General features: G+C 59.0%; 16 protein-coding genes. 9 read left to right on the forward strand and 7 right to left on the reverse strand.

Annotation, left to right across the window (positions count from 1 at the left end; translation table 11 throughout):
- Positions 1 to 193: 193 nt before the first annotated feature.
- Complete coding sequence (gene tyrS, locus V6M90_RS18780; RefSeq protein ID WP_003176440.1) at positions 194 to 1,393, reverse strand: tyrosine--tRNA ligase; 1,200 nt, start codon at positions 1,391 to 1,393, stop codon at positions 194 to 196.
- 208 nt (positions 1,394 to 1,601) lie between these two features.
- Here tyrS and V6M90_RS18785 point away from each other — a divergent pair, with 208 nt between their 5' ends.
- Together V6M90_RS18785 and V6M90_RS18790 are read left to right on the forward strand one after the other, a co-directional pair.
- On the forward strand, positions 1,602 to 3,020 hold the full coding sequence (locus V6M90_RS18785; protein WP_042945356.1) for a peptidoglycan DD-metalloendopeptidase family protein: 1,419 nt from the start codon (positions 1,602 to 1,604) through the stop codon (positions 3,018 to 3,020).
- Between the two features lie 3 nt (positions 3,021 to 3,023).
- Complete coding sequence (locus V6M90_RS18790; protein ID WP_332846938.1) at positions 3,024 to 4,115, forward strand: anhydro-N-acetylmuramic acid kinase; 1,092 nt, start codon at positions 3,024 to 3,026, stop codon at positions 4,113 to 4,115.
- Between the two features lie 75 nt (positions 4,116 to 4,190).
- Here V6M90_RS18790 and erpA read toward each other — a convergent pair whose 3' ends face one another.
- Both erpA and argC read right to left on the reverse strand, forming a co-directional pair.
- Positions 4,191 to 4,541: an iron-sulfur cluster insertion protein ErpA gene (gene erpA / locus V6M90_RS18795; protein ID WP_003176443.1), complete on the reverse strand. Its 351-nt coding sequence runs from the start codon at positions 4,539 to 4,541 to the stop codon at positions 4,191 to 4,193.
- A 153-nt stretch (positions 4,542 to 4,694) separates the two neighbouring features.
- Positions 4,695 to 5,729, reverse strand: a complete 1,035-nt coding sequence (gene argC, locus V6M90_RS18800) for an N-acetyl-gamma-glutamyl-phosphate reductase (RefSeq protein ID WP_078826291.1) — start codon at positions 5,727 to 5,729, stop codon at positions 4,695 to 4,697.
- A 135-nt stretch (positions 5,730 to 5,864) separates the two neighbouring features.
- On the opposite strand from argC, the gene hemJ reads away from it, so the two are divergent.
- From hemJ to coq7, 6 genes are all read left to right on the forward strand, one after another.
- The gene (hemJ, locus tag V6M90_RS18805) at positions 5,865 to 6,293 is read left to right on the forward strand and encodes a protoporphyrinogen oxidase HemJ (protein ID WP_003176445.1); all 429 of its coding nucleotides are present in this window, start codon (positions 5,865 to 5,867) and stop codon (positions 6,291 to 6,293) included.
- 24 nt (positions 6,294 to 6,317) lie between these two features.
- Positions 6,318 to 7,280 (forward strand): NAD(P)H-dependent flavin oxidoreductase, encoded by a 963-nt coding sequence (locus V6M90_RS18810; protein ID WP_003176446.1) that lies wholly within the window; start codon positions 6,318 to 6,320, stop codon positions 7,278 to 7,280.
- 69 nt (positions 7,281 to 7,349) lie between these two features.
- The gene (locus V6M90_RS18815; protein WP_332846939.1) at positions 7,350 to 8,315 is read left to right on the forward strand and encodes a DUF805 domain-containing protein; all 966 of its coding nucleotides are present in this window, start codon (positions 7,350 to 7,352) and stop codon (positions 8,313 to 8,315) included.
- Between the two features lie 60 nt (positions 8,316 to 8,375).
- Positions 8,376 to 9,164, forward strand: a complete 789-nt coding sequence (locus V6M90_RS18820; RefSeq protein WP_003176448.1) for an SDR family NAD(P)-dependent oxidoreductase — start codon at positions 8,376 to 8,378, stop codon at positions 9,162 to 9,164.
- 46 nt (positions 9,165 to 9,210) lie between these two features.
- Complete coding sequence (locus V6M90_RS18825) at positions 9,211 to 9,549, forward strand: histidine triad nucleotide-binding protein (RefSeq protein ID WP_003176449.1); 339 nt, start codon at positions 9,211 to 9,213, stop codon at positions 9,547 to 9,549.
- A gap of 116 nt (positions 9,550 to 9,665) precedes the next feature.
- Complete coding sequence (coq7, locus tag V6M90_RS18830) at positions 9,666 to 10,313, forward strand: 2-polyprenyl-3-methyl-6-methoxy-1,4-benzoquinone monooxygenase (protein ID WP_141062971.1); 648 nt, start codon at positions 9,666 to 9,668, stop codon at positions 10,311 to 10,313.
- A 58-nt stretch (positions 10,314 to 10,371) separates the two neighbouring features.
- Here the strand turns inward: coq7 and V6M90_RS18835 are convergent, their stop codons facing one another.
- Positions 10,372 to 10,794 carry an OsmC family protein gene (locus V6M90_RS18835; RefSeq protein ID WP_003176451.1) on the reverse strand — a complete coding sequence of 141 codons (423 nt, stop codon included), beginning with the start codon at positions 10,792 to 10,794 and terminating at the stop codon, positions 10,372 to 10,374.
- A gap of 247 nt (positions 10,795 to 11,041) precedes the next feature.
- On the opposite strand from V6M90_RS18835, the gene crp reads away from it, so the two are divergent.
- Positions 11,042 to 11,686, forward strand: coding sequence for a cAMP-activated global transcriptional regulator CRP (gene crp / locus V6M90_RS18840; protein WP_042945961.1), 645 nt, complete (start codon positions 11,042 to 11,044; stop codon positions 11,684 to 11,686).
- Here crp and V6M90_RS18845 read toward each other — a convergent pair.
- The 3 genes from V6M90_RS18845 to trpD form a co-directional block, all read right to left on the reverse strand.
- On the reverse strand, positions 11,683 to 12,378 hold the full coding sequence (locus V6M90_RS18845; RefSeq protein WP_141062970.1) for a lipoate--protein ligase family protein: 696 nt from the start codon (positions 12,376 to 12,378) through the stop codon (positions 11,683 to 11,685). The two genes, crp and V6M90_RS18845, sit on opposite strands and share 4 nt — an antisense overlap.
- Positions 12,379 to 12,551: 173 nt before the next feature.
- Positions 12,552 to 13,388 (reverse strand): indole-3-glycerol phosphate synthase TrpC, encoded by an 837-nt coding sequence (trpC, locus tag V6M90_RS18850; RefSeq protein WP_332846940.1) that lies wholly within the window; start codon positions 13,386 to 13,388, stop codon positions 12,552 to 12,554.
- Positions 13,385 to 14,434, reverse strand: a complete 1,050-nt coding sequence (gene trpD / locus V6M90_RS18855; RefSeq protein ID WP_003176456.1) for an anthranilate phosphoribosyltransferase — start codon at positions 14,432 to 14,434, stop codon at positions 13,385 to 13,387. Before trpD ends, trpC begins: the two co-directional genes overlap by 4 nt.
- Between the last annotated feature and the right edge of the window lie 7 nt (positions 14,435 to 14,441).

Consider the following 14,441-nt stretch of genomic DNA (forward strand, 5'->3'; position numbering starts at 1 on the left):
GCGAATTCTACAGCGTTACACGCTGCTGTCAACACCTCTTTTTCAACTTCCTTTTGGCTTCGATGAACTGAAGCGACTTGCTGTCGAAAACCACTTAACTCATTGTTTACCAAGGAGTTTTCCGTTTCGACTGCGCCGGAAGTGGGGCGAATTATAGACAGATATAATTCGCCGTCAACACCTAATTCAGGACTTATTCGGATTTGAGCGTAATACGCGCAAATGCCTTCTTCCCCGCCTGACAAACATGGGTCGCCCCCAGCTCATATATAAAGGTGCGATCCACCACCTCACCATCTATACGCACGCCGCCGGAACCCAGCAGATCACGCGCCACTGCCGAGTTCTTCACCAAGCCCGCCTTATTAAGGACAGCAGCGATAGGCATCGCCTCGGCAGCCGCCAACTCAATTTCCGGCAGGTCATCCGGCAGCTCGCCATCCTTCATGCGATTGCCCGCTGCACGATGTGCGCTCGCCGCCGCTTCTTCACCATGGAAGCGCGCAACAATCTCTTCGGCCAGCTTGATTTTCACATCACGCGGATTGGCGCCTGCTTCAACATCAGCACGCAGCGCATTGATCTCATCCATCGAACGGAAACTCAGCAGCTCGAAGTAACGCCACATCAGCGCATCAGGAATGGAAACCAATTTGCCGTACATCACACCCGGCGCCTCCTGGATCCCCACATAGTTACCCAGGGACTTGGACATCTTCTTGACGCCATCCAACCCTTCCAGCAACGGCATGGTCAGAATGCACTGAGCCTCCTGGCCATACGCACGCTGCAGCTCTCGCCCCATCAGCAGGTTGAATTTCTGATCGGTACCGCCCAACTCCACGTCGGCACGCAACGCCACCGAGTCATACCCTTGAACCAGCGGGTACAAAAACTCATGAATGGCGATCGGCTGATTGGTCGAATAGCGCTTGTCGAAGTCATCACGCTCAAGCATGCGCGCAACGGTGTACTGGGAAGTCAGGCGAATGAAGTCCGCCGGACCCATCTGATCCATCCAGGTAGAGTTGAACGCCACCTCGGTCTTGGCCGGATCAAGAATCTTGAACACCTGAGTCTTGTAGGTCTCGGCGTTATCGAGCACCTGCTCACGGGTCAGCGGCGGACGCGTGGCACTCTTGCCACTCGGATCACCGATCATCCCGGTGAAATCACCTATAAGGAAGATGACCTGATGCCCCAGCTCCTGAAATTGGCGCAGCTTATTAATAAGCACGGTATGACCCAGGTGCAGATCCGGCGCCGTCGGATCAAAGCCAGCCTTGATACGCAGGGGCTGACCACGCTTGAGCTTTTCGATCAGCTCGGCCTCGACCAACAGTTCTTCCGCACCACGTTTTATCAGCGCTAGCTGCTCTTCAACCGACTTCATAACAGACCCGCAAGGCTCAGATTCAAAAGGGAACCAACCATACAAGATCAGGGACTAATTACAAGTTTTGCCCTGCGCACGGACACCGTTCAGCAAGCCCAGCGTTCGCGAGCTTGCGCCACAGATGATTTGGTTATATTTTATACAGTTATTTCATCTTCATCATGTCATTCATCTTTTCCATTTCATCTTCAAAGTCAAATTACCTATGACCACCGAACCGTCTAAAGCGCCGCCGCTTTACCCGAAGACCCACCTGCTCGCCGCAAGTGGTATCGCCGCCCTTCTCAGCCTGGCACTCCTGGTATTCCCTTCCAGTGACGTAGAAGCCAAACGAACATCCCTCAGCCTTGACTTGGAAAGTCCGGTTGAACAACTGACACAAGATCAAGACGCTTCCGACGCTCAACAAGCCACAAATGCGCCAGCTGAATCGCCGTTCGCGCAGATAGAAAGCACGCCCGAAGACACGCAGCAAGCCGTGCAGGACCAACCGAAACCCGCAGCAGACACCGCCAAGAATGCCCAACACCGCGAAGTGATCGTGGCAAAAGGCGATACACTTTCGACCTTGTTCGAGAAGGTCGGCCTCCCCGCTGCAACCGTCAACGAAGTGCTGACCAGCGACAAGCAAGCCAAGCAATTCACCCAGCTTAAACACGGCCAGAAACTTGAGTTCGAGCTGACGCCGGACGGCCAGCTGAATACCCTGCACAGCAACGTCAATGACCTCGAAAGCATCTCCCTGACCAGGGGCGCCAAAGGCTTTGCCTTCAACCGCATCACCACTAAACCCGTCATGCGCTCTGCCTACGTCCACGGCGTGATCAATAGCTCGCTGTCACAATCGGCCGCCCGCGCCGGTTTGTCCCACAACATGACCATGGACATGGCCAGTGTGTTTGGCTACGACATCGACTTCGCCCAGGACATCCGCCAGGGTGACGAATTCGATGTGATCTACGAGCAGAAAGTCGCCAACGGCAAAGTGGTCGGCACCGGCAACATTCTTTCCGCACGCTTCACCAACCGCGGCAAGACCTATACCGCTGTGCGTTACACCAACAAACAAGGCAACAGCAGCTACTACACCGCCGACGGCAATAGCATGCGCAAAGCGTTCATCCGCACGCCAGTGGACTTCGCTCGTATTAGCTCGCGTTTCTCCATGGGTCGCAAGCATCCAATTCTGAACAAAATCCGCGCGCACAAAGGCGTCGACTATGCCGCCCCGCGCGGCACGCCGATCAAGGCAGCCGGTGATGGCAAGGTTCTGCTGGCCGGGCGTCGCGGCGGTTACGGCAACACCGTCATCATCCAGCACGGCAATACCTATCGTACGTTGTACGGCCATATGCAAGGCTTCGCCAAAGGCGTGAAGACCGGCGGTAACGTCAAGCAGGGGCAGGTGATCGGTTATATCGGCACAACGGGCCTGTCCACCGGCCCACACTTGCACTATGAATTCCAGGTCAATGGCGTACACGTCGACCCTTTGGGCCAAAAACTGCCGATGGCCGACCCGATCGCCAAGGCCGAACGCGCGCGCTTCATGCAGCAAAGCCAACCACTGATGGCGCGCATGGACCAGGAGCGCTCCACCCTGCTGGCCTCGGCGAAGCGTTAAGCCATGCCGCTCTATATAGGCGTGATGTCCGGAACCAGCCTCGATGGCCTGGATATCGCCCTGATCGAACAGGATTCGGCGATCAACCTGATCGCCACTCACTACACGCCAATGCCGGATACTCTGCGCGCCGAGCTGCTGAGCTTGTGCGCCAGCGGCCCGGATGAGATAGCCCGCTCAGCAATTGCCCAGCAGCACTGGGTCCGCCTCGCGGCCCAAGGCATTCACACCCTGCTCGCCCAGCAAAACCTCAACCCCCAGGCCATTCGCGCAATCGGCAGCCATGGGCAGACCATCCGCCACGAGCCTTCTCTAGGGTTTACCGTACAGATCGGTAACCCGGCGCTGCTCACCGAGCTGACAGGTATCACCGTGGTCAGCGATTTCCGCAGCCGCGATGTGGCCGCCGGCGGCCAAGGCGCGCCGCTGGTACCCGCGTTTCATGAAGCACTGTTTGGCGAACGCACAGGGAAACGCGCGGTATTGAATGTAGGCGGTTTCAGCAACCTCAGCCTGATCGAAACCGGCAAGCCCGTAGCAGGTTTCGACTGTGGGCCAGGCAATGTCCTGCTGGACGCCTGGATTCATCTGCAGCGTGGAGAGAACTTCGACCGTGACGGTCAATGGGCAGGCAGTGGCAAGGTCGAGCCCCAACTGCTCAATACATTGCTCGGCGATCCGTTTTTCTTGACCAAAGGCCCCAAAAGCACCGGTCGAGAGGTGTTCAACCTGCAATGGCTGCAACAGCACCTCGGCCAATTGCCAGCCTTTCAGCCTCAAGACATTCAGGCGACGCTGCTCGAACTCACCGCACGGACCATCGTCGAGTCCCTGCAAATGGCGCAGCCTCATACCGAAACCCTGTTGGTGTGTGGCGGCGGCGCCCATAACACGACCTTGATGAACCGCCTGGCGGCCCTGCTACCTTCAACCCAGGTCAGCAGCACCACCAAGTATGGCGTAGACCCGGATTGGGTCGAAGCCATGGCCTTCGCCTGGCTGGCCCATTGCTGCCTGGAAGGCATCGCCGCCAACCGTCCCAGCGTCACTGGCGCACGTGGCTTGCGAATCTTGGGCGCGATCTACCCCGCCTGAGCGCCAGACAGCAAAACGCCGCTTGGCTGTTCAAAGCCAAGCGGCGTTTCTATCGGTTATGGACCAGACCATCGATCAGATCGAGAACGAAGACCCGCAACCACAAGTGGTAGTGGCGTTAGGGTTCTTGATCACGAAACGCGAACCCTCCAGACCTTCCTGATAATCCACCTCTGCACCGGCCAGGTATTGGAAGCTCATCGGGTCCACAACCAGGCTGACGCCCTCGCGTTCAACGATGGTGTCATCGTCAGCCACGTCTTCATCGAAGGTAAAACCGTACTGAAACCCTGAACAACCGCCGCCCGTAACGAATACGCGCAGCTTCAAGCGATCATTACCCTCTTCATCGACCAGGCTCTTCACCTTGTGCGCAGCACCGTGGGTGAATTGCAAAGCCGTGGGGGTGAAGGATTCAACGCTCATGCTGATAATCTCCCGGCGTAGCGCCGCCATATGCGTAATGGCCGGTATTATCCGCTTCTCCTAGAAAAGCGGTCAACTATTAAGGGAGCAGCGGCAAGCTTAAAGCCATAAGCTTCAAGCCTGCCATTGCCAACTTGCGGCGTGCGGCCGCCGTTAAGGCAGCATGCCCGCGTGGGACAGGCCCAACTTTTCATCCAGGCCAAACAGAATGTTCATGTTCTGTACCGCCTGGCCAGACGCGCCCTTGACCAGGTTATCGATCACCGACAACACCACCACCAGGTCACCGTCCTGCGGACGATGTACCGCGATCCGGCAGACGTTGGCACCACGCACGCTGCGGGTTTCCGGGTGGCTGCCGGCCGGCATTACGTCGACGAACGGTTCATTGGCATAGCGCTTCTCAAACAACGCCTGCAGATCAACCGAGCGATCAACCACCGTCGCGTAGAGCGTGGAGTGAATACCGCGAATCATTGGCGTCAGGTGCGGTACGAAGGTCAGCCCAACGTCCTTTCCGGCAGCACGGCGCAGGCCCTGACGAATTTCCGGCAGATGGCGATGCCCCTTTACCGCATAGGCTTTCATGCTTTCCGACGTTTCGGAGTACAGCGAACCTACCGCGGCACCACGGCCGGCGCCGCTGACACCCGACTTGCAGTCTGCGATCAAGCGCGAAGTATCGGCCAGGCCCGCTTCGAGCAGCGGCAGGAAACCCAGCTGGGTTGCGGTCGGATAGCAACCCGGCACAGCGATCAGACGCGCCTGCTTGATTTGCTCACGATTGACCTCCGGCAGGCCATACACGGCTTCTTCCAACAGCTGCGGCGCACCGTGAGGCTGGTTGTACCATTTGGCCCATTCATCGGCGTCCTGCAGACGGAAGTCCGCCGACAGGTCGATTACCTTGGTGCCGGCTGCCAGCAGCTCACCGGCCAGTGCATGGGCAACACCGTGGGGCGTGGCAAAGAACACTACGTCGCAGGCGCCAAGGGTCTTGATGTCCGGCACGCTGAACGCCAGGCCGTCGTAATGGCCTCGCAGGTTCGGGTACATATCGGCCACGGCCAGGCCGGCCTCGGATCGAGAAGTGATGACCACCACCTCAGCTTGCGGATGCTGAGCCAACAGACGCAGCAATTCGACACCGGTGTAACCCGTGCCGCCGACGATACCGACCTTGACCATAAACCTGCCCTCAACGAACCACTGGAAAGCCGTCGATAATAGGGGCCGCATCGTTCTGCGACAACCGCCAACGTGACGTACGGACGCATGAGCCACTACTATCTTCAGTTACCGTGAACCTGGGAATAACTAAACATGCTCTATCTATGGGTCAAAGCCTTCCATATCGTCAGCATCGTCTGCTGGTTTGCCGGGCTGTTCTACCTGCCACGCCTGTTTGTCTACCACGCCCAAAGCGAAGACACCGTCAGCAAGGAACGCTTCAGCGTCATGGAGCGCAAGTTGTACCGCGGCATCATGGGCCCGGCGATGCTTGCCAGCCTGGTGTTTGGCATCTGGTTGATCGCGCTTAACCCAGGCGTCTTCAGCACGGGCGGCTGGATTCACGCCAAGCTGACACTGGTGGTGCTGCTGATCGGTTATCACCACATGTGCGGCGCCCAGGTAAAACGTTTTGCCCGTGGCGAAAACACCCGCAGCCATGTCTTTTATCGCTGGTTCAATGAAGTGCCGGTTCTGATATTGCTGGCTATCGTAATTTTGGTCGTGGTCAAACCGTTCTAATTTCAATTATCCGGGGGACTTCCAATGACGCTGCCCGCTCTGCTTGAACAACGTCTGCGCCTGCCCGTGGTAGCAGCGCCGATGTTCCTGATTTCCAACCCGCAACTGGTACTTGCCTGTTGTCGTAATGGGGTGGTTGGGAGCTTCCCGGCCCTTAACCAGCGCGAAAGCAGTGGTTTCAAGGCCTGGCTGGAGGAAATCGAAGCGGGCCTGGCGCAGTTGGACAACCCCGCGCCCTACGCCGTCAACCTCATCGTGCACAACAGCAACCCACGCCTGGAAGCAGACCTGGCGATCTGCGTCGAGCACAAGGTCCCCATCGTCATCACCAGCCTGGGCGCAGTGAAGGAGTTGGTGGACGCCGTACACAGCTATGGTGGCCTGGTGTTCCATGACGTCACCACGCGGCGGCATGCCGAAAAAGCCGCGCAAGCCGGTGTGGACGGTCTGATCGCCGTGGCGGCGGGCGCCGGTGGCCATGCCGGCACTTGGAGCCCATTTGCGCTGGTCGCGGAGATTCGCCAATTTTTCGATAAAACCCTGCTGCTGGCCGGCTGCTTGAACCACGGTCATGAGATACTCGCCGCCCAACTGCTGGGAGCGGACCTGGCCTATTTCGGCACGCGCTTTATCGGCACGACGCAAAGCCACGCCCCAGATGCGTATAAAGAGATGCTGCTCACATCGCGTGCCGCAGACATCGTGCACACTCCTGCTGTCTCCGGCGTGCCTGCAAGCTTTATGCGCCAGAGCCTGGAAAACGCCGGTTTCGATCTCGCCGCCCTGCAAGGCAAAGGCGAAGTCAATTTCGGCGCCAAGCTCAAGCCGTTGAATGACGAAGCCAAGGCCTGGAAGACCGTTTGGTCCGCCGGCCAGGGCGTCGGTGAGATAAATGATTTGCCCAGCGTCGATGAACTTGTTGCCCGCCTGGACGCCGAATACCGCAAGGCGCGCGAGCAAGCGGCACAGTTGCGTTGGCCACGCTGAACCCACCGCATGACCTGCCGTTTGAGCGGGCCTGCACTCCCCCACTGATTAGATGACAAGGATGCCCGCATGAGCGACAACCGTTTCAAGATAGTGTTTGATGGAGCCTTGCTCCCGGGTGTCGAGAGCACCACGGCCAAGATGAACCTGGCCGAACTGTTCAAGAGCACCGTTGAAGAAATCGAGAAACTCTTCACCGGCCGCCCGGTTGCATTGAAACGCGACCTGCCCCGTCCCGATGCCGACACCTACCTCGCCGCGTTGAGAAACGCCGGTGTCGATGCGCGTATCGAAGCCGAACAACCCGTGGCATTCAGCCTGGCCGAAACCCACGAGACCGATTCCGGCGCCGCGGATTTCTCACGCCCGGCCGCCTCACCCTACGCACCGCCGCGTGCCGCAGTGGGTGAGAACCTGCCGGAGTACGCCGAACTCAAGGTCTTCACCATCAACGGGCGTATCGGTCGCCTGCGGTACCTGGCATGGACGCTGGTACTGACCGTTGCGCTGCTGGTTGCGGCTGGCATCATCAGCACCGTTGGCTTTGCCGTGGCCACCGCTTCGCCGACGGCAGGCACCATTCTCGGCGTGCTGCTGGGTCTCGCGTTGTTCGTCGCGGCAGTCGTCGTGAGCGTGCAAATCGGCGTACAACGCCTGCATGACCTCGGGTGGTCCGGCTGGCTGTACCTGCTGAACCTGGTACCGCTGGTGAACAGCATTTTCCCACTGCTGCTGCTGGTGATGCCGGGTAACACGGGCGCCAACCAGTACGGCGCGCCGCCACCGCGCAACTCCACTTCGGTAAAGGTATTGGCCACCCTGTGGCTGGCGTTCATTCCGGTAATACTCATCATCGCAGTGTCGCTGGGCATGAACGGCTACTTCGACCAACTCGAAGCCAACATGGACAGCAGCTACGAAAGCAGCTCCATCACCTCCGATGAAGACGCCGACACCAGCGTGATCGTCGAGCAAGAAGACGCGCAAAGTGCTGACGAAGCGGCCGAACCTGTAGACTCCCCGGAAGAACAGTAAAGAAACGCCCCCATCCGTGATGCCTTCATCATTGATGGGGGCGTTGCGATGGAGAAAGGCATGACCCGTTACGCTCTGATCACCGGTGCTTCCAGCGGCATCGGCCTGGCCTTGGCCGAAGCCCTTGCCCGTCGCGGCCGCAGCTTGATTCTGGTGGCCCGCCAGCGTGATCAGTTGGAAAGCATTGCACTCGAACTGACTCAACGCTTTGGCGTCGAGGTGCTGTTTCGCGCCTGCGACCTGGGCGAGCCGCTGCGCTTGTCCGGGTTCCTGCTGGAGCTTGAAGAAGGCGAACGGCAGATCGACCTGCTGGTGAACTGCGCCGGTATCGGCACCAGCGGCCCCTTCCTGGCCCAGGACTGGATGACCGAACAGGACCTGATCGAAGTCAACATCCTCGCCCTGACCCGCATGTGTCACGCCCTGGGCAATGCCATGGCGCTGCATGGCGGCGGGCAAATCCTCAATGTCGCCTCGGTGGCCGCCTTCCAACCCGGCCCATGGATGAGCAGCTACTACGCCAGCAAGGCCTATGTGCTGCACTTCTCCGAAGGCCTGCGCGAAGAACTGAGGACCTGTGGCATCAAGGTCTCGGTGCTTTGCCCTGGCCCTACGCGCACCGCGTTCTTCGGCACCGCGCACATGGACACCGCCAAACTCGACCGCAGCGAGCAGCTGATGAGCCCGGAAGAAGTCGCGCTGTACACCGTGCGGGCGCTGGAAAAGAACAAAGCCATCATTATTCCCGGACGACGCAACCGCTGGCTGGCCTTCAGCCCGCGCTTGAGCCCACGCTGGCTGACCCGCAAGATCGCCGGTGCGATCAACAAGGCCTATTGCCCACGTTGATTGCCTGAGTACACTCACCCAGCACATTCATAATGGAGAAACAGCTGTGGATACTCTGTTCACAAAGATCATCAACAGAGAAATACCTGCGAAGATTATCTATGAGGATGACCAAGTCCTGGCCTTCCACGATATTGCCCCTCAGGCGCCAGTGCATTTTCTGGTGATCCCAAAGAAGCCGATCCGTACGCTCAATGACCTCACGCAAGACGACAAGGCACTGGCCGGGCACATCCTGTTCACCGCCCAGCGCCTGGCCCTTGAACTTGGCTGCGAGGAAGGTTTCCGCGTCGTCATGAACTGCAATGAAAAGGGCGGCCAGACCGTCTATCACATCCATATGCATGTGCTGGGTCAGCGCCAGATGAACTGGCCGCCGGGCTGACAGGCCTCTGAAACGGATCGCAGCACTGTGCTGCGACTCCGTGCCCTTGACTCAGCGCAAACGCTTCACCCTCTCTTGCGGTAAACTGGCCGCCGAGATTCTTTCCGGAGGTCAGCATGACTACTCAACGTCACTACTCGCCAATTGACCGTCTGTTGCTGCAAGCCGACACGGCCATGCGCACATTGCTGCCTTTCAGCGGCCAACCTTACCGTCCGTCGCCCGCCATCGTGCAGCCAGACGCGCAGATGAGCGAGACAGAGACCCGTCATGTCGCCGGCCTGATGCGCATCAACCATACCGGTGAAGTCTGCGCCCAGGCGCTGTACCAGGGCCAGGCCCTGACCGCCAAGCTGCCACAAGTGCGCGTGGCCATGGAACACGCAGCCGAGGAAGAAATCGATCACCTGGCGTGGTGCGAACAACGCATCCGCCAACTGGGCAGCCATCCCAGCGTACTCAACCCGCTGTTTTACGGAATGTCGTTCGGCATCGGCGCGGTTGCAGGCTTGATCAGCGACAAGGTCAGCCTCGGTTTTGTCGCCGCAACCGAACATCAGGTATGCAAACACCTGGATGAACACCTGGAACAATTGCCGGCCGAAGACGAAAAGTCCCGGGCGATTCTTGAGCAGATGCGCATCGATGAAGAACATCACGCCGAAAGCGCCCTGGATGCCGGCGGTTTCCGCTTCCCGGCGCCAGTGAGGTTTGGCATGAGCCTGCTGGCCAAGGTCATGACCAAAAGCACCTACCGCATCTGACCCAACCTGATGAAAAAAAGGGCGCTATCAAAGCGCCCTTCTCTTTGCCGATGAGTCATCAGCCCAACTCGATAATCTCGTAATCATGGGTGATGGCCACACCCGCCGCACCAAGCATGATCGATGCCGAGCAGTACTTCTCGGCCGACAGTTCAATAGCACGCTTGACCTGCGCCTCTTTCAGCCCCCGGCCCTTCACCACGAAATGCATGTGGATCTTGGTGAACACCTTGGGATCCTCCGTGGCGCGCTCGGCCTCCAGAAACGCTTCGCAACTTTCTACGGCCTGACGGGATTTCTTCAGGATGCTGACCACGTCGAAATTGCTGCAACCGCCTACGCCAAGCAGGAGCATTTCCATCGGACGTACGCCCAGGTTACGGCCACCGGCTTCCGGCGGGCCATCCATGACCACTACATGGCCGCTGCCCGATTCACCGAGGAACATGGCTTCGCCCGCCCATTGGATGCGTGCCTTCATCGCCCAGACTCCACTGCTAAAAAAGGGTCGCCAGCTTAGCACAGGGCCTGCCCGCATCAGCGTTTCCCACAAAAGTGATCAATAGCAGGACTTCCCTGGAAAATTGGCTAATCGAGACAGAATGTGTCTGTTAAGCTGGCGCCAAATCGATGGCGTATTGCCACCCTTTTATACAGCGTGTATCAATGCCGATACCGCTGAATCCAACAACTCAAACCACTTCGCGCTGCCTTTTCGGGATACAACCATGGTTGCTCTTACTCCCATACCCAAAATCAAAAATCTCGACAAGCTGTTAACCCACTGCCAGCGTCGGCGCCATCCGGCCAAGCACAACATCATCTGCGCCGGCGAGCGCTCCGAAACGTTGTTCTTCATTATCAAAGGCTCGGTCACCATCCTGATCGAGGACGAAGACGGCCGCGAGATGATCATCGCCTACCTGAACACCGGGGATTTCTTCGGCGAGCTGGGGCTGTTTGAACAAGCGGGCAAAGAGCAGGAACGCAGCGCCTGGGTGCGGGCCAAAGTCGAGTGCGAAGTGGCCGAGATCAGCTACACCAAATTCCGCGAACTGGCCCAACAAGACCCTGACATCCTCTACGCCCTCAGCGGCCAGATCGCCCAACGCCTGCGAGACACCACGCGCAAGGTAGGCGACCTGGCATTCTTCGACGTCACCGGTCGCGTGGCCCGCTGCCTGCTGGAACTGTGCAAGCAACCCGACGCCATGACCCACCCCGATGGCATGCAGATCAAGGTTACGCGCCAGGAAATCGGACGTATTGTCGGCTGTTCACGGGAAATGGTCGGCCGCGTGCTCAAGGACCTGGAAGAACGCAACCTGGTACACGTCAAAGGCAAGACAATGGTGGTGTTCGGTACCCGTTAACCCGGCAGGAAGCTGGCCAGCATCTGACGGTACAACGTATCCAGCCGGCTGATCGCATCCGGCGCGGGGAAAGCTTCGTGCAGGGCGATATGGCTGTCGGCACGAACCCGTTGCTCCAGACCACAAGCCTCATTGAAGCGATTGACCGCAGCAATCAGCTCTTCGCGATCGTTATCCAGCAACAAGGCGCCATGCACCAACCCCACTGGACGGCCACCGCTTTGCCGCCAGCGCTGGGCCGTGCCGACCATTTTGCGGCCATTGAGATTGACGTTGTAGCGACCGTCGCAAAATGCGCCGTCGATTTCACCCACAGAAGCATCGCCACCCAATTCGATCAGCACGTCGCAGATCGGCTGGCACAACCGCTGGTAACCGGTTTCGATGCGGCCCTGGTCGCCTTCGCTGCGCGGTGGCGCATAGACCAGTGCGATATTGACCGTGGCACTCGACTGCGGCACCGGCTCCCCACCGGTCTCCCTTAGCAACACCGGCCAGCCGGCCTCGGCCGAGACTTGGCTGGCCGTTTCGAATGCCGGCAGCCGACTCAAACGCCTTGGCATCACCAAGGCTTGATCGCTGGGTTGCCAGAACAGCAGGCCGTATTCCTGTTCGCCTGCACAGACGGCTGTCAGTAAAGCTTGTTCGGCGCCAAGCCCCGCTTCAACAGTCATCCTTACTGGCTGAGCCATCACACACCTACCTATCTGACCAGACACAAAACCAAATGCGGGAGGGGCGGTGCGACGATTCGACTTGCCTCCGATAGCAGTGTGTCAGGTTCAAAGTTGCTAACTGACCCACCGCTATCGAGGGCAAGTCGAATCGTCGCACCGCCCCTCCCACATTTTGATCGCATTTCACATCAATCGAGGGTCGAACCACTCACCGCCACACCACGCTCCGGGAAGAACAGGCGCTGCAGCTCTGCCCCAGGACTCTCGGCACGCATGAACGTCTCACCCACCAGGAACGAATACACGCCGCTGATTTCCATCAGCTCCACATCGGCGCGATTGACGATGCCGCTCTCGGTGATCACCAGACGGTCGCGCGGAATACGCGGCAACAGGTCGAGGGTAGTTTCCAGGCTGACGTCAAAGGTGTGCAGGTTACGGTTGTTCACCCCCACCAGCGGCGTGTCGAGGGTTTTCAATGCGCGTTCCAGCTCATCACCGTCATGCACTTCCACCAACACGTCGAGGCCGACGCTTTTGGCCACGGCCGCCAGCTCGGCCAGCTTCACGTCATCCAGTGCGGAGACGATCAGCAACACGCAGTCGGCGCCCAGGGCACGCGCTTCAACGATCTGATACGGGTCGACCATGAAGTCCTTGCGGATCACCGGCAATTTGCACGCCGCGCGAGCCTGTTGCAGGAACAGATCGGAACCCTGGAAGAAATCGATATCGGTCAAAACGGACAGGCAAGTCGCGCCGCCCTTCTCGTAGCTGGCCGCGATTTCAGCCGGTACGAAGTGCTCTCGGATCACGCCTTTGCTCGGCGAAGCCTTCTTGATCTCAGCGATAACGGCCGGCTGCTTGAGCTTGGCCTGAGCGATCAAGGCATTGGCAAACCCGCGCGATGCACCGGCGCTTTTCGCCAAGGTTTCAAGCTCGGCCAGGCTCACGCGGGCACGGCGCTCGGCGACTTCTTCGGCCTTGCGGGCCAGGATCTTTTCCAGAACGGTCGGCACACTCATCCTTCATTCTCCATCTTGAATACTGCGGTGAATGCTCCCAGCTCTTCGAGCTTTTCGCGAGCCAGACCGGTGTGCAGCGCATCGTGGGCCAACGCGACACCTTCCTTAAGACTATAGGCATGGTCGGCGGCGTAAAGTGCCGCGCCAGCATTGAGAACAATCATCTCTGCAGCCTTTTGACCGTTCTCGGTCTTGCGCCGCCCCAAGGCGTCGCGAATCAACTCCAGCGACGCCGCCGGGCTTTCCACCGCCAGACCGTGCAGGCTCTGGCTTTTCATGCCCAAGTCTTCAGGCTCGACCCAATATTCGCTGATCTGGTCATCCTTCAGTTCCGCCACAAAAGTCGGCGCGGCCAGACTGAATTCGTCCAGGCCGTCTTTGGAGTGCACCACCAGCACATGCTTGCTGCCCATGCGCTGCAGCACCTCAGCCAATGGCCGGCACAACGCCTGGCTGAATACGCCCACCACCTGGTGCTTCACACCGGCCGGATTCGTAAGCGGGCCGAGCATGTTGAACAAGGTGCGCAGGCCCAAGTCTTTGCGCGGGCCGGCGGCGTGCTTCATTGCGCCGTGGTGGGACTGGGCAAACATGAAGCCGATGCCGACGTTATCGATGCAACGCGCCACTTGCACGGGCGTCAGGTTCAGGTAGATGCCGGCCGCTTCCAGCAGGTCGGCACTGCCGCTCTTGCCGGACACCGCACGGTTACCATGCTTGGCCACGGTGCAACCCGCCGCCGCCACTACAAAGGACGAAGCCGTCGACACGTTGAAGATATTCGCACCGTCACCGCCGGTGCCGACCACGTCGACCACACCGTCGAGGGTCTTGAGTTCAACTTTGTCCGCCAGCTCACGCATCACCGAGACGGCGCCGACGATTTCGTCGATGCTTTCGCTCTTCATGCGCATGGCCATCATGAACGCGCCGATCTGCGCGTCGGTGCATTGACCGGTCATGATCTCGCGCATCACATCGCTCATTTCAGCGGTGCTCAGGTCCAGATGGCCGACGATACGGCTCAGGGCAGTCTTGATATCCATGGAAAGT

The organism is Pseudomonas lactucae (assembly GCF_036688725.1).
Lineage (GTDB): Bacteria > Pseudomonadota > Gammaproteobacteria > Pseudomonadales > Pseudomonadaceae > Aquipseudomonas > Aquipseudomonas lactucae.

What these genes read in the sequence shown, in the direction of transcription:
- tyrS (WP_003176440.1), bottom strand. Translation starts at nt 1,393, where the DNA reads ATGAAGTCGGTTGAAGAGCAGCTAGCGCTGATAAAACGTGGTGCGGAA.
- V6M90_RS18785 (WP_042945356.1), top strand. Translation starts at nt 1,602, where the DNA reads ATGACCACCGAACCGTCTAAAGCGCCGCCGCTTTACCCGAAGACCCAC.
- V6M90_RS18790 (WP_332846938.1), top strand. Translation starts at nt 3,024, where the DNA reads ATGCCGCTCTATATAGGCGTGATGTCCGGAACCAGCCTCGATGGCCTG.
- erpA (WP_003176443.1), bottom strand. Translation starts at nt 4,541, where the DNA reads ATGAGCGTTGAATCCTTCACCCCCACGGCTTTGCAATTCACCCACGGT.
- argC (WP_078826291.1), bottom strand. Translation starts at nt 5,729, where the DNA reads ATGGTCAAGGTCGGTATCGTCGGCGGCACGGGTTACACCGGTGTCGAA.
- hemJ (WP_003176445.1), top strand. Translation starts at nt 5,865, where the DNA reads ATGCTCTATCTATGGGTCAAAGCCTTCCATATCGTCAGCATCGTCTGC.
- V6M90_RS18810 (WP_003176446.1), top strand. Translation starts at nt 6,318, where the DNA reads ATGACGCTGCCCGCTCTGCTTGAACAACGTCTGCGCCTGCCCGTGGTA.
- V6M90_RS18815 (WP_332846939.1), top strand. Translation starts at nt 7,350, where the DNA reads ATGAGCGACAACCGTTTCAAGATAGTGTTTGATGGAGCCTTGCTCCCG.
- V6M90_RS18820 (WP_003176448.1), top strand. Translation starts at nt 8,376, where the DNA reads ATGACCCGTTACGCTCTGATCACCGGTGCTTCCAGCGGCATCGGCCTG.
- coq7 (WP_141062971.1), top strand. Translation starts at nt 9,666, where the DNA reads ATGACTACTCAACGTCACTACTCGCCAATTGACCGTCTGTTGCTGCAA.
- V6M90_RS18835 (WP_003176451.1), bottom strand. Translation starts at nt 10,794, where the DNA reads ATGAAGGCACGCATCCAATGGGCGGGCGAAGCCATGTTCCTCGGTGAA.
- crp (WP_042945961.1), top strand. Translation starts at nt 11,042, where the DNA reads ATGGTTGCTCTTACTCCCATACCCAAAATCAAAAATCTCGACAAGCTG.
- V6M90_RS18845 (WP_141062970.1), bottom strand. Translation starts at nt 12,378, where the DNA reads ATGGCTCAGCCAGTAAGGATGACTGTTGAAGCGGGGCTTGGCGCCGAA.
- trpC (WP_332846940.1), bottom strand. Translation starts at nt 13,388, where the DNA reads ATGAGTGTGCCGACCGTTCTGGAAAAGATCCTGGCCCGCAAGGCCGAA.
- trpD (WP_003176456.1), bottom strand. Translation starts at nt 14,434, where the DNA reads ATGGATATCAAGACTGCCCTGAGCCGTATCGTCGGCCATCTGGACCTG.